Below are 19,357 nucleotides of genomic sequence, written 5' to 3'. Positions count from 1 at the left end.
CCCTCAAGGGGCCCTTCACGGACTTAACGGAAAAGGCAGCCGGTGGATCAGGGCTGCAGGGTCGTCTTCAACGCTTCGACCAGATTCGGCGCGAGGTCCGGGCTTTCCACCAGCTCATCGACCGCGGTCTCGTCCTCGTCGCCCGGCTGGACGCCGCGCAGCCGCATCACGCAAGCCGAGTCGCCTTCGCGCAGGACGGCGGCCACGAGCCGGGCTTCGGTGCGCCGCGGGTGGTCCGCGGCGGCGCGGCGGAGGCTTTCGGCGTCCGCCTCGGCGATTCCTTCGAGTTCCGCCTCCACGTCCGGGGGCAGCACGATGATCTCCTGCGCCAGCGCGCACCCGACGACGATCTCAGGCCACGCGATCCGGCCGAGCGATTCGGCGAGATCGCCGTCCGGCAGCGCCTCCTGGGCCACCGGCGTCAGCGGGTTCGCCCGGTCGAGCTGACCGGCCAGTTCGGGCTGTTCGTCCAGCAGCGCGGCGGTCGGCACCAGCGCGAACAACTGCGGCGGCTGGTTCCAGCCCGCGGCGGCGACGAACTCTTCGACTTCCCGGGCCAGCCCGGCGACAGGGTGGGCGGCAGACGGCTCACTCGGTGGCATGGCGACCATCGTGTCAGGCGTCCTCGCGACGCGCCGCGCGTGCCCGGTTTGGGTGGTCCCGGGAACTCACGGCACCGTCCGTAGAGTTAGAGGTCACGGGGACACAGCTGTCCCCGGCGAACGTGTTCACGAAGACAGGAGCATTGCCGTGGCGACTCGGCCCCCGGTGAGCCTGAAGCTGTCCCGGCGCAGCCGGATCCTTCTCATCATCGCCGCGGTGATCGTGCTGGCCCTGCTGGCCGGCGTCCGGTTGCTTGACACCTACGTGGACTGGCTGTGGTTCGGCGAACTGCAGGCCCGTTCGGTGTTCACCACCGAGCTGGTCACCCGGATCGTGCTCTTCCTCGCGGTAGGGCTGCTGGTCGGCGGGGCGCTGGCGGTCAGCCTGCTGATCGCCTACCGGACCCGCCCGGTGTTCGTGCCGGTGTCCGGCCGCGACGATCCGCTGTCGCGCTACCGCTCGGTGATCGTCAGCCGGATCCGGCTGTTCGGCATCGGCATCCCGGTGCTCACCGGCGTCATCTCCGGCGCGTCGGCGACCGGGGACTGGCAGACTATCCAGCTGTTCCTCAACGGCACCTCGTTCGGCCAGACGGACCCCGAGTTCAAAATCGACCTCGGTTTCTACGCCTTCACCCTGCCGTTCGTGAACTGGCTGCTCGGCTGGCTGTTCGTCACCATTGTCGTTTCGTTCTTCGGCGCGCTGATCGCGCACTACATCTTCGGCGGCATCCGGCTCGCCGGCCGCGGCGGGCAGCTGGCCGGCCCGACGCGCGCGCAGCTCGCCATCACCGTCGGGCTTTTCGTGCTGCTGAAGGCGGTCGAGTACTTCTTCGACCGGTACAACCTGCTGCTGTCCGACCGGAACATGCCGCTGTTCAACGGCGCCACCTACACCGACCTCAACGCGGTGCTCCCGGCGAAGCTGATCCTGCTGTGCATTTCGGTGATCTGCGCGATCGCGTTCTTCGCGGGCGCGTTCCTGCGGAATCTGCAGCTGCCGGCGATTTCGCTCGTGCTGCTGATCCTCTCCAGCGTGCTGGTCGGCGTCGCCTGGCCGGCGATTCTCGACCAGTTCTCGGTCAAGCCGAACGCCAACGAAAAGGAAGCGACGTCGATCCAGCGCAACATGGACGCGACGCGCTCGGCGTACGGCCTCACCAACGTGAAGTACGAGCAGTACCCGGGCAAGACCGAAACCACCGCGGAAGCGGTGAAGTCCGACACCGGCACGGTGTCCAACATCCGGTTGCTCGACCCGAACATCCTCAGCGACACCTTCACCCAGCGCGTCGGCCGCGAGAACTTCTACGGCTTCCCGTCCAAGCTGGACATCGACCGCTACACCATCGGCGGCACCACGCAGGACTACATCGTGGCTGCCAAGGAAATGAAGACCGACGGGCTGAGCGGCAACCAGACCAACTGGATCAACAAGCACATGGTCTACACGCACGGCAACGGTTTCGTCGCCGCGCCCGCCAACACCATCGACCGTGCGGTGAAGGACTCGAACTCCGACGGCGGCTACCCGATCGCCACCACGAGCGACACGAGCAACCCCACCGGGGCGGGCTCGGTGAACGGCCAGCCGGGGATCAGGGTCGACCAGCCGCGGATCTACTACGGCGAGCTCACCAACCAGTCCGACTACGCGATCGTCGGCGGCACCCCGGGCAAGGCCCCCGGCGAATACGACACCGACGCCCAGCGCGGCTACCTCTACCAGGGCAAGGGCGGCGTCTCGCTCGACAACTGGTTCAACCGGCTGATGTTCGCCGCCGAATACCGCGAGCCGAAGATCCTCTTCTCCGACGCCATCGGCGATGGCTCGAAGATCATGTACAACCGCGAACCGCGCGACCGCGTCGCGAAGGTCGCCCCGTGGCTCACCCTCGACGGAGACCCGTACCCCGCGGTGGTCAACGGCCGCATCCAGTGGATCGTCGACGGCTACACCACGCTCGACAACTACCCGTACGCCCAGCAGACGCAGCTCGGCGAAGCGACGAACGACTCGCTCAACGGCGTCACCAAACAGGCGAACAACACGATCAACTACATCCGCAACTCGGTGAAGGCGACCGTCGACGCGTTCGACGGCACCGTCACGCTGTATTCGATCGACGACAACGAACCCGTCCTCAAGGCGTGGGAGAACGTGTTCCCGGGCATCGTCAAGCCCAGCTCGGAGATTTCGCCGGAACTGCGTTCGCACTTCCGCTACCCCGAGGACCTGTTCAAAATCCAGCGCGAACTGCTCGCCCGCTACCACGTGGACAGCCCGCAGGAGTTCTACGCGCAGCAGGCGTTCTGGAGCGTCCCGCAGGACCCGACCGAGGACGGCAGCTCCACCACGGCCGGCTCGAACGTCGCCAACCAGCCCGGGTACTACGTCCTCGCCAACGCGGCGGGCGAAGGCAGGCCGACGTTCCAGCTGACCAGTGCGCTCACCGGTCTGCAACGGCAATACCTGTCCGCCTGGATGTCCATCTCGTCCGACCCGCAGGACTACGGCACCATCCGCGTCCTGCGATTGCCCCCGGCCAGCGGAGCGAACCAGGTCGACGGACCCGTCCAGGTGCAAAACCGATTCCAGAGCGACCCCCGCGTCGCCCAAGACCGGACACTGCTGAACAACCCCAACGTCATCCCCATCTACGGCAACCTGATCACGCTGCCGGTCGCCGACGGATTCCTCTACGTCGAACCCGTCTACATCCGCCAGCGCAACCAGCTCAGCTACCCGCAGCTGGCCCGCGTGCTCGTCTCCTACGGCGCCAAGATCGGCTTCGCCTCCACCCTCAACGAGGCACTGGACCAGGTGTTCGGCAAGGGCACCGGCGCAGCGGCCACCACGCCCAAGGAAGGCGAACCCGGCACCACCACGACCCCGCCGACGTCCACCACCGGCACGCCGCCGCCCAGCACCGGCGGCAGCAACCCGGCCATGGACAAGGCCGTCGGCGACATCCAAGCCGCGCTCGCCAAGCTGAAGGCGGCACAGCAATCCGGAAACTTCGCCGACCAAGGCGCCGCACTGCAAGCGCTCGACGCGGCCACCAAGGAATACAACTCCGCCAAACCGACCGCCCCGCCCGCCAGCAACGGGCCCACGTCCCAGCCCGGCGGGTGACCTCGGTTACGTAATAGGCACCTGCTTTGCACCCTCGGGAAACCAGGGCGTAAGGTAGGTCCTACGACGCGGGGTGGAGCAGCTCGGTAGCTCGCTGGGCTCATAACCCAGAGGTCGCAGGTTCAAATCCTGTCCCCGCTACAGAGATGGGAGACCCATCTTCGCGAAAAGCGCGAAGGTGGGTCTCTTTCGTTGTGTCTTCTGGGGGTCGGACCCCCAGGCCCCCGCCAGGGGGCGAGCCCCCTGGACCCCCGGCTGGGGCGCGTGGGGTGTGGGGCTCACGTTTGCGCTCTGGGCGAGTTTGGGCGTGCCTGTGCTCGCGGAGCGAGCTTGGCGGGGTGCGGCGGAAGTCGTTGGGTGGTGGGGGGTAGTGCCACGGCTTTCGTATCAGCTGGGGGGTGCCGTGGGTGTTGGTGGTGGAATATTCCAGTGCCGCAAGGGTTTTTGACTCTCTAAATGGGACTGGGGAGAGGTCTGAACCTCTCGAAAGCGGTGGTGTGCTCGAAGTTGCTCTGGGGGCAAGACTTCGGGTCGGAGCGGTCGTGTGTGAGGGGTGGAGGGGAGAGAGGGTTGCGAGGGGGGAGGGGGGATGTGTGGTGTTTTTGCTGGTGAGAGGGTGTTTGTGGGGGTGGTGTTGAGGGGGTTTTTGCGGGGTGTATTGTTGTTTTTACAACGACGCGGGGTGGAGCAGCTCGGTAGCTCGCTGGGCTCATAACCCAGAGGTCGCAGGTTCAAATCCTGTCCCCGCTACTTGGAACGAAGCCGGGGCTCGTGCAGATGCACGGGCCCCGGTTTTTTTGTGCGCCATTTGGCCGTCGCTCGGGTGGTGGTTGCGGTGCGGTGATCGTTTCGGCGGTGGTTGCACAGCGTGGCAGAGTCTATTGTGGACATACCTGCGGACTGGGCTGTTAGAGGGGTTGCCGCTGGCCACAATGGACTCATTGGTGACCACTGTGGACACAGCGGCGGATAAGTGGGACCGTAGAGGGGTGTCCGAATTGAATGCAACCGCCGCCGCTCTGCTCGGTCTGCTCCACGACGGCCCCGCCACGGGCGGGCAGCTGGTCTCGGGCGCCGACGAGCGTTTCGGCGCCTTCTTCAGTGTCACCCGCAGCCAGGTCTACCGCGAGCTCCCGGCGCTCTCGAAAGAGGGTCTCGTCCGGCTCGGCAAGCAGGGGCCCCGTTCGAGCCAGCAGTACGTGCTCACCGCGGCAGGCAAGAAGGCCTTCAAGACGTGGCTCACGTCCGAGGCCGGACCCGACCACCTGCGCAGCCCGCTCATCCTGCGGCTCGTGCACGCCGGCTCCCTGACGGCCAAACAGCGCACCGCCCTGCTCGACAGCGCCCGCACCACCTACCAGGCGCAGCTCGAAGAGGCCAAGAACGCCACCAAGACCGCCGATGGCCCCTACGCCAAGGCAGTCGCCGAGTTCGCCCAGGCGCAGGCCAAGGCCGCCCTGAAGCTGCTCGACTCGATCCCGCAGGCCTGAGCGCAGCCCCGGCCCCACGACCGGTTCGCGACCGGTCGTGGGTTTTGCCGTAACCTTGTCCGACGTGAGCGATGAGTTCGATGCGGCACTGAAGGACCTGACCGGCAAGCTGACGCAGATCGAGTCGGTGATGGACCTCGAAGCGCTGCGCGCGCAGGTCGCCGAACTCGAGGAACAGGCGTCCAGCCCGAACCTCTGGGACAACGTCGAGGAAGCCCAGAAGGTCACCAGCCAGCTTTCCCACCGGCAGGCCGAGCTGCGCCGCGTCTCCGAGCTGCGCCAGCGCCTCGACGACCTCGGCGTCCTCTACGAGCTGGCCGCCGACGAAGGCGACAGCGGCAGCATGACCGAGGCCGAGGGCGACCTGACCGACCTCGCGAAGGACATCGACGCGCTCGAAGTCCGCACCCTGCTGTCCGGCGAATACGACGACCGCAACGCCGTCGTCAACATCCGCTCCGAAGCGGGCGGCGTCGACGCGGCCGACTTCGCCGAAATGCTGCTCCGGATGTACCTGCGCTGGGCGGAACGCCACGGCTACCCGACGGACGTCTTCGACATCTCCTACGCCGAAGAAGCGGGCATCAAGTCCGCCACCTTCAAGGTGACCGCCCCGTACGTCTACGGCACCCTCTCGGTCGAACAAGGCACCCACCGCCTCGTGCGGATCTCGCCGTTCGACAACCAGAGCCGGCGGCAGACGTCCTTCGCGCACGTCGAGGTCCTGCCCGAGGTCGAGGAAGTCGACCACGTCGACATCCCGGAAAAGGACATCCGCGTCGACGTGTACCGCTCGTCCGGCCCCGGCGGGCAGAGCGTCAACACCACCGACTCCGCGGTCCGCCTCACCCACATCCCGACCGGCATCGTCGTCTCCTGCCAGAACGAGAAATCGCAGCTGCAGAACAAGGCGGCCGCGATGAAGGTCCTCCAGGCGCGCCTGCTGCAGCGCAAAAAAGAGGAGGAACGGGCCGAAATGGACGCGCTCAAGGACGGCGGCTCCAGCTGGGGCAACCAGATGCGCTCCTACGTGCTGCACCCGTACCAGATGGTGAAGGACCTCCGCACCGAATTCGAGGTCGGCAACCCCACCGCGGTCCTCGACGGCGACATCGACGGCTTCCTGGAGGCCGGGATCCGCTGGCGCAAGCAGGCGAACGCGGCCTGACCTCCCCGAGCAGCGCCGGGACGAGGCGCGGGTCACCCAAGGCACCGGCAACCCGGGCTTAACGGGGCCCATGGGTAGTATGCCGAACCGTGATCCGGCTCGAAGAGGTTTCCAAGGTCTACAAGACCTCGACCCGTCCCGCCCTCGAACGGGTGTCGGTCGAGATCGACAAGGGTGAGTTCGTCTTCCTCATCGGCCCGTCCGGCTCCGGGAAGTCGACGTTCCTGCGGCTGCTGCTGCGGGAAGAGGTGCCCTCCAAGGGGCGGGTCATGGTGTCGAACTTCGACGTCGCCAAACTCGCCCGGCGCCGGGTCCCCCGCCTGCGCCAGACCATCGGCTGCGTGTTCCAGGACTTCCGGCTGCTGGCCAACAAAACCGTCGCGGAAAACGTGGCGTTCGCGCTCGAGGTCATCGGGAAACCGCGGCCCACGATCCGCAAGGTCGTGCCCGAGGTGCTCGAACTCGTCGGCCTCGACGGCAAAGCCGACCGGCTGCCCAACGAACTCTCCGGCGGCGAGCAGCAGCGCGTCGCCATCGCGCGCGCGTTCGTGAACCGCCCGCTCGTGCTGCTCGCCGACGAGCCCACCGGGAACCTCGACCCGGACACCAGCCAGGACATCATGCTGCTGCTGGAGCGGATCAACCGCACCGGCACCACCGTGCTGATGGCCACGCACGACCATTCCATCGTGGACTCGATGCGGCGGCGGGTCGTCGAGCTGCAGCTCGGTCGCGTGATCCGCGACGACGCCCGCGGCGTCTACGGCATCGGCCGCTGACGCACCCCGCCCTTTTCCGCCCCGACCCAAGGAATTACGAGAGCGATGCGAGCCAGTTTCGTCTTCAGCGAGGTCGTCACCGGGTTGCGCCGGAACGTCACGATGACCATCGCGATGATCCTCACCACCGCGGTCTCGCTCGCCATGCTCGGCGGCGGTCTGCTCGCCGTGCGCACGATCGACAAGATGAAGGCGAACTTCCTCGCCGAAGTCGAAGTTTCGGTCACGCTGGTCGACGACGTGAGCGCGAACGACAAGAACTGCACGCAGGCGCTCTGCAACGGGCTCCGCCAGTCGCTGCAGAACAACCCCGGCGTCGAATCGGTCGTCTACGAGAACCGCGAACAGGCCTACGACCGGTTCAAGAAGATCTTCTCGAGCCAGCCCGAACTGCTCGAGCTGACCGGTCCCGAGGCGCTGCCCGCGGCGCTGCAGGTGAAGCTGAAGGACCCGGACCGGTCCGACGCGATCATCAAGCAGTACACCGGCCAGCCCGGCGTCAAGAAGGTCGACGACCAGAAGAAGTTCCTCGACCGCGTGTTCAACGTCTTCAACGGCGTCCGGAACATCGCGTTCGTGATGGCGCTCATCATGGCCGTCGCCGCACTGCTGCTGATCGCGAACACCATTCAGGTTTCGGCGTTCACGAGGCGGACGGAAGTCGGCATCATGCGCCTGGTGGGCGCGACACGGTGGTATACCCAGCTGCCGTTCCTCCTGGAGGCGGTGGTCGCCGGCACGGTCGGTGCCGTGCTCGGGGTGGTGTTCCTGCTTCTGACGAAGCTGTCCTTCCTCGACACGGTCTTCACCGGCGAAGTGTTCCCGCAGATCACCACGCTCGAGGTGCTGTTCCCGGTCGCGCCGATCCTGCTGGCGGTGTCGATCGTGATCTCGGCGATCACCGGGTACGTCACGCTGCGCCTGTACGTGCGGCACTAACCGCTCTTCTTCGCATCCGAACCGCCCGGCGAACGTTTTCGCCGGGCGGTTCGTGCGTTTCAGCTGCCTTCGTCCAGCACGGCGACCGCGCGCCGCAAGAGCGCGCGCAGCAGCTTTTCCTCTTCCGGTTCGAACTCCGCGGACAACCGCGCCTCCACGGCGAGCGCGGCTTCGTTGGCCTTGCGGAAGATCGCGTGCCCGGACCGAGTCAGGCGGGCGATGAGCACCTGAGCGTGCACCTCCGAAGGGGTGCGCTCGACCAGGTTCTTCGACTCCAAAGTGGACAGCAGGGACGTCATGCTCTGCGGCGTCACGCAGCACACCCGGGCCAGCTGCGCCCCGGACAGCGGTGCGACCGACAACGCGTGCATCGCCGCGTACTGCGGAACCGACAGCCCGAACGGCTTGAGGACACGGCCCTTCTCCGCCATCAAGGCCACTTCGGCGCGCTTGAGGTGATTGCCGAGCCGCGGGTCCAGTTGCTCCGCGATCCGCTCTTCCACACCCATGCGACCTCCTTGGCTGCCCTCAAGCTATCAGCCTTCGAACATCGCCTCGGACCCTGAGACTTGACATCAGTGTGTGAATGCTGATTCGATCCTTGTTATCTATCAGGGTTCGAATGGTTTGGGCGAAGGGATGTTCATGGGGGTCATCGCCGCGCCGCGGCGTACCAAGCCAGGTCTCACCTTGTTCGCGGTATGCGCGGCGATCGTGCTGGTCCCGGTCACGGCGACCGGTGCTTCGCTCGCACTGCCCGACATCAGCGGCAGCCTCGCCACCAGCCTCTCGTCCGCGCAGTGGGTGGTGAACGCGTTCTTCCTGACCTTCGCCAGCTTCATGGCGATCACCGGTTCGCTGGCCGATCTGACCGGACGACGGCGGATGTTCGCCGCCGGCATCGGCCTGTTCTGCGCCGCGATGCTGGTGGCGGCGTGCGCGCCGTCGATCGGGGTGCTGATCGCCGCCAGGGTGGTCGCCGGGACCGGCGCGGCCTGTGTGATCACCGGCGGCAGCGCGCTGCTCGCGCACGCCTTCGACGGGGCCGCTCGCACGCGGGCGTTCGGTCTGTTCGGCACGGCGATCGGGCTCGGCCTGGCGTTCGGTCCGCTGGCCGCTGGAGTGCTGGTGACGTCGCTGGGCGGCTGGCGGGTGTTCTTCGGCGTCGCCGCGGTGGTTCTGCTGCCGTTGCTGGCCGTGGTGCCAAAGCTCGCCGAATCGAAGGACGCGCATCCGGCCGGTCCGGACTGGCCCGGCGCGCTCACCTTCACCCTCGGGCTGTCGCTGTTCGTGCTCGCGCTGATCGAAGGCCCGGAACTCGGCTGGGACAGCCCGCTGGTGCTGTCCGCGTTCGCGGGGTTCGCGGTCCTGCTGTCGGCGTTCGTGGCGATCGAACGCCGCGCGGAACACCCGATGATCGACGTGTCGCTGCTCGCGCAGCGGCGGTTTCTGGCGATTTGCGCGATGCTGGTGCTGCTGGCCTTCGGTTTCGTGGCGCTGCTGATCGCGCTTCCGGCGTACTTCATGGCGGTGGACGGCATGAGCGCGCTCGCCGCCGGACTGTTGCTGGTGCTGCTCACCGGGCCGACGCTGGTCGTGCCGGTGGTGGTCAGTTCAATCGCGCACCGGGTGTCGCAGCGGCTGCTGCTGGTGGCGACCCTGGTGCTCGTCGCGGTCGGGGCGGCCTGGCTGATGGTGGTGCGTCCGGGCTCCGAGGCGGGCGAGATCGCCGGGCCACTGCTGTGCGTCGGGGCCGGGTTCGGCGTTTCGCTGGCGATTCTCGACGGGGCCGCGGTGTCGTCGGTGGAACCGGCCAGGGCCGGGATGGCGGCGGGGGTGTTCAACACGATGCGGCTGGGCGGGGAATCGGTGTCGATCGCCGTGCTGGGCTCGCTGCTCGCCGCGGTGACCCAGTCCCGTCTCACTTCCGAGCTGGGGCCGGCCCGGGCGGGCGCGGTCACCGCGAAGCTGCTGCAAGGGGAAAGGACTGGCGGTGAGGTGGCGGCGTCGGCGTATACGAGTGCGCTGCACGTCGGGCTTTGGACCATCGCCGCGGTATCGACGCTCGGCGCGATCGCGGTCGGGCTGCTCACCAGGGAAGGGGAAACGGAATGAGTGCACGGGTTTGGCTGATCACGGGGGCTTCGTCGGGTTTCGGCCGGGAGCTGGCGGTCGCCGCGCTGGCCGCCGGGGATGCCGTCGCAGCGGCGGTACGGCGTCCGGAATCTGTCGCTGACCTGGTCGCGAGTGCACCGGACCGGGTTTCGGCCGTGTCGCTCGACATGACTGACGAGGCTCGGATCGAGGGCGCGGTCGCTGAGGTGCTCGACCGGCACGGCCGGATCGACGTGCTGGTCAACAACGCGGGCCGGGGCCTCATCGGGGCGGCCGAGGAAACCACCGCCGCCGAGCTGCGGGGCTTGATGGACCTGAACTTCTTCGGCCCGGTCGCCTTGACCAAGGCCGTGCTGCCGCACCTGCGGGAGCGGGGCAGCGGCGCGATCGTGCAGATGAGCAGCCAGGCCGGGCGGTTCGCGTTCGGCGGCGTCAGCGCGTACGCCTCGAGCAAGTTCGCGCTCGAAGGCTGGTCGGAGGCGCTGGCGGAGGAACTCGCGCCGTGGGGCGTGCACGTGCTGATCGTCGAGCCGGGCGCGTTCCGCACGGCGTTCAACGAGCCGGGAGTGCTGCTGTTCACCGAAGAGGGCGAGGCGTACCGCGAGCAGCTCGGCCCCATCCGCTCCGCGTTGGCCAACGTGGCCGGCCGTCAGCCGGGTGATCCGGTCAAAGCCGCCGAGGCGATCCTCGCCGCGCTGGCCGCCGATCGCCCGCCGCTGCGGCTCGCGCTGGGCACAGACGCGGCGGACAACGTCGCGGCCAGCTACGAACGCGGGCAGACCGAACTCGCGGCGTGGGAAAAGGTCGCCAGGAGCACTGACTTCGCTGGGTGACCGGCCGTAAACCGGCGTGCTTGATCACCTGGGCGGCACGTAAACTGGCCGGTATGCCCAAGGAACGCGGACAGAAGGTCATCGCGTCGAACCGCAAGGCTCGGCACGACTACTCCATCCTGGACACCTATGAGGCCGGGATGGTCCTGCAGGGCACCGAGGTCAAGAGCCTGCGGGCCGGCAAAGCGTCGCTTGTGGACGCGTTCGCGACGGTGGACGACGGCGAGGTGTGGCTGCGCAACGTCCACATCCCGGAGTACACCCAGGGCACCTGGACCAACCACATGCCGCGGCGCACGCGGAAGCTGCTGCTGCACCGGCGTGAGATCGAACGGCTCATCGGCAAGACCAAGGAGAGCGGTCTGTCGCTGGTGCCGCTGTCGATGTACTTCAAGGACGGCAAGGTCAAGGTCGAGATCGCGCTGGCCAAGGGCAAGAAGGCCTACGACAAGCGGCAGTCGCTCGCCAAGCGCGACGCGCAGAAGGACATCAGCCGCGCGATGGGGCGGGCGTTGAAGGGCCGGTTCACGGAGTGACGGCGGGTCCGGCCACCGACGCCGACGTCCCTGGCTGGATCGCCGGGCTCGGCCTCGACGGGATCGTCGACCTGCACGTCCACTTCCTGCCGAAGCCCGTGCTGGACAAGGTGTGGGCGTATTTCGACCGCGCCGAGCGGCATTACGGCACGCCGTGGCCGATCCACTACCGCACGCCTGAGGCGGAGCGGATCGAAACCCTGCGCGCGCTGGGCGTGAAAACCTTCGCGCCGCTGGTGTACCCGCACAAGCCGGGCATGGCGGAGTGGCTCACGTCGTGGGTGCTGGACTTCGCCGAGCAGGTGCCGGAAGCGGTGCCCACCGGCACGTTCTACCCGGAGCCGCAAGCAGCGTCCTCAGTGGACAGTGCGTTGCGTGCGGGAGCCCGGTGTTTCAAGGCGCACGTGCAGGTCGGGGCATACGACCCGAGGGACGAGCTGCTCGACCCGGTGTGGGGCTCGCTGACCGACGCGGGCGTGCCGGTGGTGATCCACTGCGGACACGGCCCGTTGCGCGGCGACTTCACCGGGCTCGAGGTGTTCGAGGAAGTTCTGCAACGGCATCCGCGCCTCACCGCCGTCCTCGCGCACGCGGCGATGCCCCAGTTCACCACCGCGTTCGAGCTGATGGCCCGTTACCCGCGGGTGCACCTGGACACCACCATGGTCGGCGTGCCGTTCGCGGAGGCGATGTCGCCGCTGCCGCCGGACTGGACGGTCCGGTTGGCCGAGGTCGCCGACCGCGTGGTGCTCGGAACCGACTTCCCGAACATCCCGTACTCCTACGCCACGCAGCTGCAGGCGATCGCCGGCTGGGCGGCCGACGATCGCCTTGGCGAGCCGTTCCTGCGGGCGGTGCTGCACGACACCCCCGCGAAGCTGCTCAGCGTTTGACCGTCACGAGGGCCCGGCTTCGCGGCAGCGTCACCTGACGTCCGGCGAGGGTGAACCCGACTGCGACCAGCGCCACCCACGGAAGCGGGCCGGTCAGCAGGCCGTCGCTCAGCGGTGCGAACCCGTGCGCGGCCAGGCCGAGGAGGCCGCCGGAGGCGAGCAGACCGGCCAGTACCAGCTGCGGCGTCCGTGCAGTGACGACCAGGCCGTCCGGCTGCATTTCGAAGCGCTCGAACAGGCGCAGCAGGCCCAGCAGCACTGCGCCGCACACGGCGAACCAGGCGGGTGCCATCAGGAACCACATCGACGAACCCGGGGTCGGCGTCGAGTAGCCGAGGCCGAACACGGTGACACCGGAAACCACGACCAGCGCCGGCATGTGCCAGAGGTAGACCGACATGAACCGCGGGCTGAGCCAGCTGAGTGCCGCCGTGACGCGGGGGAGCGAGACAAGCTTCTCGCGGAACGCCAGCAGGAACCCGATCTGGCCGAGCGCGAGGAACAGCAGCAAAACGGTGGGCGGGCTCATGTTGGACACCGGCGCGCCCGGCATGCCGATCATGCTCGCCGGGTACGGACCGAACGCGACCAGCAGCGCCGTCACCCCGAAACCAGCGGCGGACACAGCGAGCGCGGCGCGGCGGCTGAGCGAGCCGAGACGGCCTTCGACGTAGTGGAAACCGAGCTGGTGCACCGCGACCCAGACGATGACGGCGTTGGCGTAGCCGATCATGCCGAGGTCGGAAAACCTTGCTACGTCAACGAGAACGCCCAATCCGGCTAGTACCGCGGGCACCGCGAGACCCCAGCGCCGGTGCGCTGCGACCATCAGCGGCGTGAGCAGCACGGTGAGCAGGTAGACCGAGAGGAACCACAGCAGTTGCGCGGCGATCGCGCTGGCCACCTGGACCGGTTGCGACGGAACTCCCATGCCGTGCAACAGATCCGGTACGACGAGCCACACCGCCATCAGCGGAAGTACCGGAACGAGAAGCCGACGCACGCGGCCGGCGAACCAGGCGCGGGTGGATTCCGCGCGGCGCAAGGAGATCAAGTTCGCCGCGCCGCCGGCGAAGAAGACGAGGGGCATGACCTGCGAAGCCCAGGTGATGATCCACCAGCCCGGCGTCGCGAGGGCGTTGCCGGTGGCGAGAGTGTTGCCGGAGAAGGAAAGCACCGGCATCGTCCAGTGCTGCGCGACCACCGCGAGGATCGCTCCGGCGCGCACTACGTCCAGAAATTTGTCCCGGGTCGCCCTGGTGCCGCGGGTCTGCAGCTGGCTCGTCGTCATGCTCAAGAGCCTGTCGGTTCCCGGGCGCGGAAACAGCGGTGCAGGCCACCGAAAAGGGGGTCGGGTCAGCAGGGGGAGCGGGGTGGGGTTTGCCCTACCGCCGGTTCTCGCGGTCTCTCACGAGAGAGTGTCCGGCTCCGGTTCGGATTCGTGCGCCTGAACCCGGTAGGCCCAGCCGTTCTCGGTGAGGCCGAGTTCGTACCGCGTCTCGATTTTCGGGCCGCCGTGCAGGTGGATGTGCCGCACCACGGTGCCCGGAACCGGTTCCTCGTCGGCGAGTTCCTGCACCCGGCCGTCGAGCGGGCCGCCGAAGAAGCGGACGCTGCGGTCGGACATCGGGTTCTCCTCGCTCGGTTCGGGCGGCATCAGTCCATGGTAGGCGAGGGACCGCGGGCGAGGCTGCCGTCAGTTCGAGTGAGGGTGTTCAGCGTCCGAGGTAAGTCAGCACCGCGCGAACCCGGCGATGTTCTTCGGAACTGGCCTCGAGACCGAGCTTCGAGAAGATGTTGCCGATGTGCTTTTCGACCGCCCCGTGCGACACCACCAGCGAGTTCGCGATGGCGTTGTTGGACAGGCCCTGCGCCATCAGGCCGAGCACCTCGGATTCGCGCGCGGTGAGCGAATCCAGCGGGTTGCGGCGGCCGCGGGCCATCAGCTGGGCGATGACGTCCGGGTCGATGGCGGTGCCGCCGTCCGCGACGCGACGGACCGCGTCCAGGAACTCGTCCACGTCGGCGACGCGCTCTTTCAGCAGGTAACCGACGCCTCCGGCACCGCCGGACAGCAGCTCGACCGCGTAGCTCTCCTCGACGTACTGGGACAGCACGAGCACCGGCAGGCCAGCGATCTCCTTGCGGGCCGCCAGCGCCGCGCGCAAGCCCTCGTCGGTGAACGTCGGCGGCATCCGGACGTCGACAATCGCCAGGTCAGGACGGTGTTCGGTGATCGCGCCGAGCAGATCGTCGCCGTTGTCGACCGCGGCGACGGTCTCGATGCCCTCGTCGGCGAGCAACCGGGTGACCCCGGCCCGAAGCAGCACGGCGTCTTCGGCGATCACTACCCGCATCAAGGCCCCCAGGTCCGTGAGTGAAAAGCTCCCGGGGGCTATTCACTCACGAACGGGTCACCATTGACACGGCAGGTCCGCTCTGATGACCGTCGGTCCGCCGACCGGGCTCACCACCGTGATGACGCCGTCGATGGTCGCCGCTCGGTCGGCCAGCCCGGCGAGCCCGCCGCCAGGACGAACCTCCGCGCCGCCGTGACCGTTGTCGGTGATCTCAGTGATGACGTGCGTGTCCGAACGCCAGACCTTCACCGCCGCCTCGGTCGCGCCGGAGTGCTTGGCGATGTTGGTGAGGGTCTCGCCGACGATGAAGTACGCCGTCGTCTCGACCGCGGCCGGCGGCCTCGGTTCGACGTCGACGTGCACGTCCACCGGGATCGGCGACTTCGCGGCCTGCGCGGACAGCGCCGCGTCGAGACCCCGGTCGCCCAGCACGGCGGGGTAGATGCCGCGGGCGAGGTCGCGCAGTTCGGAGACGGCGAGCTTGGCGTCCGAATGCGCTTCGTCGATCAAATCGCGCACCGCGTTCGGGTCGTGGTCGAACTTCGACTTCGCCCGGCCGAGGCTCATCGCGACCGCCACGAGCCGCTGCTGAGCGCCGTCGTGCAGGTCCCGCTCGATCCGGCGGCGCTCGGCCTCGGCGGCGTCCACGCCACGAGCCCGCGACGCCTGCAGGTGCTCAGCCTTCTTTTCGAGCTTCTTCGTGCGGTTCGGCCCCAGCAGCGACAACGCCAGGTTCCCGTGCAGCAGGCCCAGCAACGGCGTCACCCAGATCGCCATCGGCAGCAGCACGATCGACGCGAGCGCGATCGGCAGCTCGATGATCGCCAGCGGGAACGCGACCATCAGGTAAGCCAGATCGCGCCAGGTCGTCGGGTCCGACAGCCGGGTCAGCCAGCGGCGGGTCATCGGCTGCCCGTCGAGCGGCAGCCGCTCGACCGGGACCAGCGGGGTGCCGAGCATCCGGCGGGCCCAGCGCCGCTCTACGTCGCCGGACCAGCGGATGAACCCGGTGACGCCCAGCAGGATGGGGAAGCCGATCCAGATGATGAGCGTCGCCGTGCCGATGGTCCCGCCGGCCACGATGAGAATGAACTGCAGCAGGCGCAGCACGAACGACGGGATCATGTACGCGATCGTGCGGGCCGGATGCGGACGAGGGTGCTCCGGAGGCGGGTCTTGCGAAGTCATCCGGCCACCGTGATCCCGTCGATCTCGTTCCACGAGCGCTCCATGCGCCGCCGCTGGGCGACCGTGGGCCGCAGCAGCCCGGCCGCGACTGCCGCGTGCACCGCCGCGAGCCCCTTGGTCAGGGCCACGGCGATCGCGGCGAAGAGCACCCCCAGCGCCGCCCAAGGCAGCGCGGTCACCGTCGAGTCGACGACGAACCACTGCACATCGTAGCTCGGGAAGGCGTAGAGGCCGTCCGGAAGGAAGCGGTAGTAGATCGGCAGCGTCACCAGGCCCAGACTGACCGCCCACACCGTCACGACCAGCACGAACTCCACCAGGCCGAGCGGGAAGAGCAGGAAGAGGTAGGACAGGTCGCGCCAGGTCGCCGGGTCCTTCAGCCGGGTGAGCCAGCGCTGCTTCTGCCCGGAGGGCGGCAATGGCAGATACGGATCGTCGACATACACGTCCAGCAGGGCGAAGAGCCGCCCCCGCTCGACCCGGCCGGCGGTCCGCGCGAACAGGACGAGCAGCCCGATCAGCGGAACGCCCAGCCACACGACGATCGTCCCCAGCCCGGCCGACCCCAGCGTCACGATCAGCGTGAACGAGAGGATGCCGATAGGCAGGTTGAGCAGGAGATACGCCAGCGCCCCGCCCAACGGCGGAGTGCGGCGCCCAAAACTGCGACCGGCGGGCACGGTGACCATGGCGGGGCTCCCTCACTGCGGAAACTGACCTGCTCAGCATGGCCGGACCGGCACCGGGCAACCAGGGGGCGGACGGGCATCTTCGAGGTGGGGACAGCCCTACCCCAGCTGCTGGCCGAGGCCGGAATTATCGGGTTGCCGGGGGCGTTATGATGGTGAGGTTACAAGCACCTACAAGGGGGTGAACGGTTTCGACTCTGGACGTTGAATCAAGGGAAGCGTGCCGGTGCAGGCGAGAGACCACCGTAAGCGTCATCGCAACCTAATAAGCGCCAAGGCCAATAGCCAGCGCGACTTCGCTCTCGCTGCCTGATCGCAGTAGAGCAAGTCTGTCGGCCCGGGGTCGCCTCCGACCCGGTCGCCGGCATCAGCTAGGAGGCTTACCTCCAGTCCCGGCCACGGGGCCTGGCAGGGAAGCAAACAGTGGCTGGGCTCGTCACTTCAGCTTGTTCGCGTGACTGAAGGGGCCAAGCAGAGACACAGCGGACTGCGCACGGAGAAGCCTTGAGGATGCGCTAGAGGACCCGGGTTCAATTCCCGGCACCTCCACCTCGTGAATGGCGAGCACTCATAACGAGTGCTCGCCATTTCTGTTCTGAGAGGACGGACGCGCCTTTGATCGGCGGTCGAGCAGGCGTTCAGGAGTCTCGGACGGTCAGGAAGCGGATCTCTCGACCGAGTACTCGGGGTTGCGGCGAGGACCTCCGCGTGTTCAAAATAGTGGCATGTTCAGTATGAATGAACATGATGGTTCACTGAACGCGCCTGGCTGGTCCGCCGAGGTGCGCTCCCGGCTGAAGGAGTTGGGCTTCCAGGTCGAACTGCTGGGCACGGGAGCGCCGGAACCTGGTGATTCCCGGACAGATGCCGTCATGAGGCTCACCACGGCATCCGGTGCCGCTCGTACGTATGGGGTCGAGTTCAAGCGGCGGATGACCGCAGAACTGGCCACGGCGGTCCATTTCACGGCGAACCTTCCGCCGTTGCTCTTCTCCACGTATCTCGGTGAATCAGTCGCCGAGCGGCTACGCGCGCGGGGGATCGACTACGTGGACACTGCGGGCAACGCCTACCTTTCCTGGGATGACGTCTTGATCGACATCCGGGGCCGAGCCAAGCCCGCTGCGCGCGTCGGGCGAGCTTCACCGCGAGGCGCGGGCGCCTTTGGCCGGGCCGGTCTTCAAGTCCTGTTCATCCTGCTCAGCTGGCCGGAGACTGCTGACTTTCCTTACCGTCGGCTGGCTGAGCTGAGCGGTGCGTCCCTCGGCACGGTGAAGACGGTCATCGATGAGCTCACCAGTGCCGGTTACCTGTACAAGCGGAGGGACGAACGACGGCTTGCCCGCGGAGCCGAGCTGCTCGACCGATGGACCGAGGCGTATTCGATCACCCTGGACGCCACGCTGGTCCTCGGCGAGTTCGCTGCGGCCGACCTCTCGTGGTGGCGGAACTCGGAAACCGATCTGCTTTCCCTGGACGTTCAAGTAGGCGGGGAAGCCGGAGCAAGCCTCATCGACCCGCATCTGCGGCCAGCTTCGCTCACGCTTTATGCCGACCGGCTGCCGACCCGCCTCATCGGCAGGCATCGCCTGGCAAGAGCGGAAAAAGACGGCAATGTACACATCCGAACCCGCTTCTGGCGGACACCTTGGCCGGAGCCGTCGCAGAAGTCCTGGATCGTTCCGTCCCCTTTGATCTACGCAGACCTGCTGGCTTCCGGGGACCCGCGCCAGCGCGAACACGGCGACCGGATCCGGAGTGCTGATGATCGACTTAAGCGCATCGACCGAACCTGATCTTCTTCTCGCGGCAAAGGTGCTGCGCCGGGTGGAGGTCGTCGCTCGTGCAGTAAAAATCGACTACCTCGTGGTCGGGGCCACGGCCCGGACAATTCTGTCGGTCGGGCTGACGGGCAAACCGCCCGACAGAGCCACCCGGGACATCGACATCGCCGCAGCGATGGGCACGTGGGATGATTTCGCACGGTTCGCAGGCCAGTTGCAGCGGCATGGCAACAGCGTGCATTCGTTCCTCGTAGAGGGCATCGAGGTCGACGTGGTGCCTTATGGCGGCATCGAGGAGGAAGGCCGGACCATTCTTTGGCCCGACGACCACCGGATGAACGTTCGCGGGCTGAGCGAAGCTGTGGCGTCGGCTGAGCAGGTGATCTTGCCCGGCGGACTTGTTGTCAAGGTTCCCGCGGTGCCCGCGTTGGCTCTGCTTAAGCTCCTGACCTGGTGGGACCGGCGCTCGGTGACTACGCGCGACGCCGTCGACCTCGGGACGATGATCGACTGCTACTCGTCAGGGCCGTATTGGGAACGGCTTTACGATGACGAACTCGAAGTCCTTGAACGGCACGATTTCGACCCCGCACTCGCAGGAGCCTGGCTCTTGGGTTCGCACATGTCCGGTCTTCTCGATGCCGAGGGCGTCGCGGTGCTGCGCGGCATCGTCGACGACGAAGATGTACTGGCTCGCCTAACCGGCGATGTTCGCCTCACCCGAGGGCCAGAACTTGTTTCGTCACTGGCTGCAGGCATCCGGGAGACGTGTCTCTAGTGGAAATTCGCACCTGAGGCCAGGTGCCCGGAGAAGCTGGGTCGCCGGGCACCTGGTCGAAGGCAGG

Annotated in this window: 18 protein-coding genes, 2 tRNA genes and 1 other RNA gene; 14 read left to right on the top strand and 7 right to left on the bottom strand. The window is 67.5% G+C overall.

What is annotated here, in order from left to right:
* Nucleotides 1–47: 47 nt before the first annotated feature.
* Nucleotides 48–602, bottom strand: a complete 555-nt coding sequence (locus tag ACWGIC_RS30700; RefSeq protein ID WP_452079393.1) for a PPA1309 family protein — start codon at nucleotides 600–602, stop codon at nucleotides 48–50.
* Nucleotides 603–750: 148 nt separating this feature from the next.
* Here ACWGIC_RS30700 and ACWGIC_RS30695 point away from each other — a divergent pair, with 148 nt between their 5' ends.
* The 7 genes from ACWGIC_RS30695 (at nucleotide 751) to ftsX (ending at nucleotide 8,114) form a co-directional block, all read left to right on the top strand.
* On the top strand, nucleotides 751–3,738 hold the full coding sequence (locus ACWGIC_RS30695) for a UPF0182 family protein (protein WP_452079392.1): 2,988 nt from the start codon (nucleotides 751–753) through the stop codon (nucleotides 3,736–3,738).
* A 67-nt stretch (nucleotides 3,739–3,805) separates the two neighbouring features.
* A tRNA-Met gene (locus ACWGIC_RS30690) sits at nucleotides 3,806–3,879 on the top strand.
* Nucleotides 3,880–4,414: 535 nt separating this feature from the next.
* Nucleotides 4,415–4,488: transfer RNA gene (locus ACWGIC_RS30685), tRNA-Met, on the top strand.
* A 239-nt stretch (nucleotides 4,489–4,727) separates the two neighbouring features.
* Nucleotides 4,728–5,228: a PadR family transcriptional regulator gene (locus tag ACWGIC_RS30680; RefSeq protein ID WP_116206874.1), complete on the top strand. Its 501-nt coding sequence runs from the start codon at nucleotides 4,728–4,730 to the stop codon at nucleotides 5,226–5,228.
* Nucleotides 5,229–5,292: 64 nt separating this feature from the next.
* Nucleotides 5,293–6,396, top strand: a complete 1,104-nt coding sequence (gene prfB, locus ACWGIC_RS30675) for a peptide chain release factor 2 (protein WP_452079391.1) — start codon at nucleotides 5,293–5,295, stop codon at nucleotides 6,394–6,396.
* Nucleotides 6,397–6,485: 89 nt separating this feature from the next.
* On the top strand, nucleotides 6,486–7,175 hold the full coding sequence (gene ftsE / locus ACWGIC_RS30670; protein ID WP_009073292.1) for a cell division ATP-binding protein FtsE: 690 nt from the start codon (nucleotides 6,486–6,488) through the stop codon (nucleotides 7,173–7,175).
* A gap of 45 nt (nucleotides 7,176–7,220) precedes the next feature.
* Complete coding sequence (ftsX, locus tag ACWGIC_RS30665; RefSeq protein ID WP_452079390.1) at nucleotides 7,221–8,114, top strand: permease-like cell division protein FtsX; 894 nt, start codon at nucleotides 7,221–7,223, stop codon at nucleotides 8,112–8,114.
* A gap of 59 nt (nucleotides 8,115–8,173) precedes the next feature.
* Here the strand turns inward: ftsX and ACWGIC_RS30660 are convergent, their stop codons facing one another.
* Nucleotides 8,174–8,623, bottom strand: coding sequence for a MarR family winged helix-turn-helix transcriptional regulator (locus ACWGIC_RS30660; protein WP_452079389.1), 450 nt, complete (start codon nucleotides 8,621–8,623; stop codon nucleotides 8,174–8,176).
* Nucleotides 8,624–8,759: 136 nt separating this feature from the next.
* On the opposite strand from ACWGIC_RS30660, the gene ACWGIC_RS30655 reads away from it, so the two are divergent.
* From ACWGIC_RS30655 to ACWGIC_RS30640, 4 genes are read left to right on the top strand one after another with little or no spacing between them, the layout of a single operon-like run.
* A complete protein-coding gene (locus ACWGIC_RS30655) occupies nucleotides 8,760–10,229 on the top strand; it encodes an MFS transporter (RefSeq protein ID WP_452079388.1) in 1,470 nt (489 codons plus the stop codon).
* Nucleotides 10,226–11,062: an oxidoreductase gene (locus ACWGIC_RS30650; protein ID WP_452079387.1), complete on the top strand. Its 837-nt coding sequence runs from the start codon at nucleotides 10,226–10,228 to the stop codon at nucleotides 11,060–11,062. The genes ACWGIC_RS30655 and ACWGIC_RS30650 overlap by 4 nt, the downstream gene beginning before the upstream one ends.
* Before the next feature lie 53 nt (nucleotides 11,063–11,115).
* Nucleotides 11,116–11,598, top strand: coding sequence for an SsrA-binding protein SmpB (gene smpB, locus ACWGIC_RS30645; protein WP_037818295.1), 483 nt, complete (start codon nucleotides 11,116–11,118; stop codon nucleotides 11,596–11,598).
* Nucleotides 11,595–12,491, top strand: coding sequence for an amidohydrolase family protein (locus ACWGIC_RS30640; protein ID WP_452079386.1), 897 nt, complete (start codon nucleotides 11,595–11,597; stop codon nucleotides 12,489–12,491). The genes smpB and ACWGIC_RS30640 overlap by 4 nt, the downstream gene beginning before the upstream one ends.
* Here the strand turns inward: ACWGIC_RS30640 and ACWGIC_RS30635 are convergent.
* The 5 genes from ACWGIC_RS30635 to ACWGIC_RS30615 form a co-directional block, all read right to left on the bottom strand.
* Nucleotides 12,481–13,782 (bottom strand): acyltransferase family protein, encoded by a 1,302-nt coding sequence (locus ACWGIC_RS30635; protein WP_452079385.1) that lies wholly within the window; start codon nucleotides 13,780–13,782, stop codon nucleotides 12,481–12,483. The two genes, ACWGIC_RS30640 and ACWGIC_RS30635, sit on opposite strands and share 11 nt — an antisense overlap.
* Nucleotides 13,783–13,899: 117 nt before the next feature.
* The gene (locus ACWGIC_RS30630; protein WP_009073301.1) at nucleotides 13,900–14,118 is read right to left on the bottom strand and encodes a hypothetical protein; all 219 of its coding nucleotides are present in this window, start codon (nucleotides 14,116–14,118) and stop codon (nucleotides 13,900–13,902) included.
* 88 nt (nucleotides 14,119–14,206) lie between these two features.
* Complete coding sequence (locus ACWGIC_RS30625) at nucleotides 14,207–14,848, bottom strand: response regulator transcription factor (RefSeq protein WP_009073303.1); 642 nt, start codon at nucleotides 14,846–14,848, stop codon at nucleotides 14,207–14,209.
* A gap of 57 nt (nucleotides 14,849–14,905) precedes the next feature.
* Nucleotides 14,906–16,039 (bottom strand): sensor histidine kinase, encoded by a 1,134-nt coding sequence (locus ACWGIC_RS30620; RefSeq protein WP_452079384.1) that lies wholly within the window; start codon nucleotides 16,037–16,039, stop codon nucleotides 14,906–14,908.
* A complete protein-coding gene (locus ACWGIC_RS30615) occupies nucleotides 16,036–16,728 on the bottom strand; it encodes a sensor domain-containing protein (RefSeq protein WP_452079383.1) in 693 nt (230 codons plus the stop codon). The genes ACWGIC_RS30620 and ACWGIC_RS30615 overlap by 4 nt, the downstream gene beginning before the upstream one ends.
* 177 nt (nucleotides 16,729–16,905) lie before the next feature.
* On the opposite strand from ACWGIC_RS30615, the gene ssrA reads away from it, so the two are divergent.
* The 3 genes from ssrA (at nucleotide 16,906) to ACWGIC_RS30600 (ending at nucleotide 19,290) form a co-directional block, all read left to right on the top strand.
* Nucleotides 16,906–17,280, top strand: a transfer-messenger RNA (tmRNA) gene (gene ssrA / locus ACWGIC_RS30610).
* A 173-nt stretch (nucleotides 17,281–17,453) separates the two neighbouring features.
* Nucleotides 17,454–18,524, top strand: coding sequence for a type IV toxin-antitoxin system AbiEi family antitoxin (locus tag ACWGIC_RS30605; RefSeq protein ID WP_452079382.1), 1,071 nt, complete (start codon nucleotides 17,454–17,456; stop codon nucleotides 18,522–18,524).
* Entirely contained in the window at nucleotides 18,493–19,290 is a 798-nt protein-coding gene (locus ACWGIC_RS30600) for a nucleotidyl transferase AbiEii/AbiGii toxin family protein (RefSeq protein ID WP_452079396.1), read from the top strand. Before ACWGIC_RS30605 ends, ACWGIC_RS30600 begins: the two co-directional genes overlap by 32 nt.
* Nucleotides 19,291–19,357: the final 67 nt, after the last annotated feature.

The organism is Amycolatopsis sp. NPDC054798 (assembly GCF_053611505.1).
This window is presented reverse-complemented; position numbering and strand designations above follow the sequence as displayed.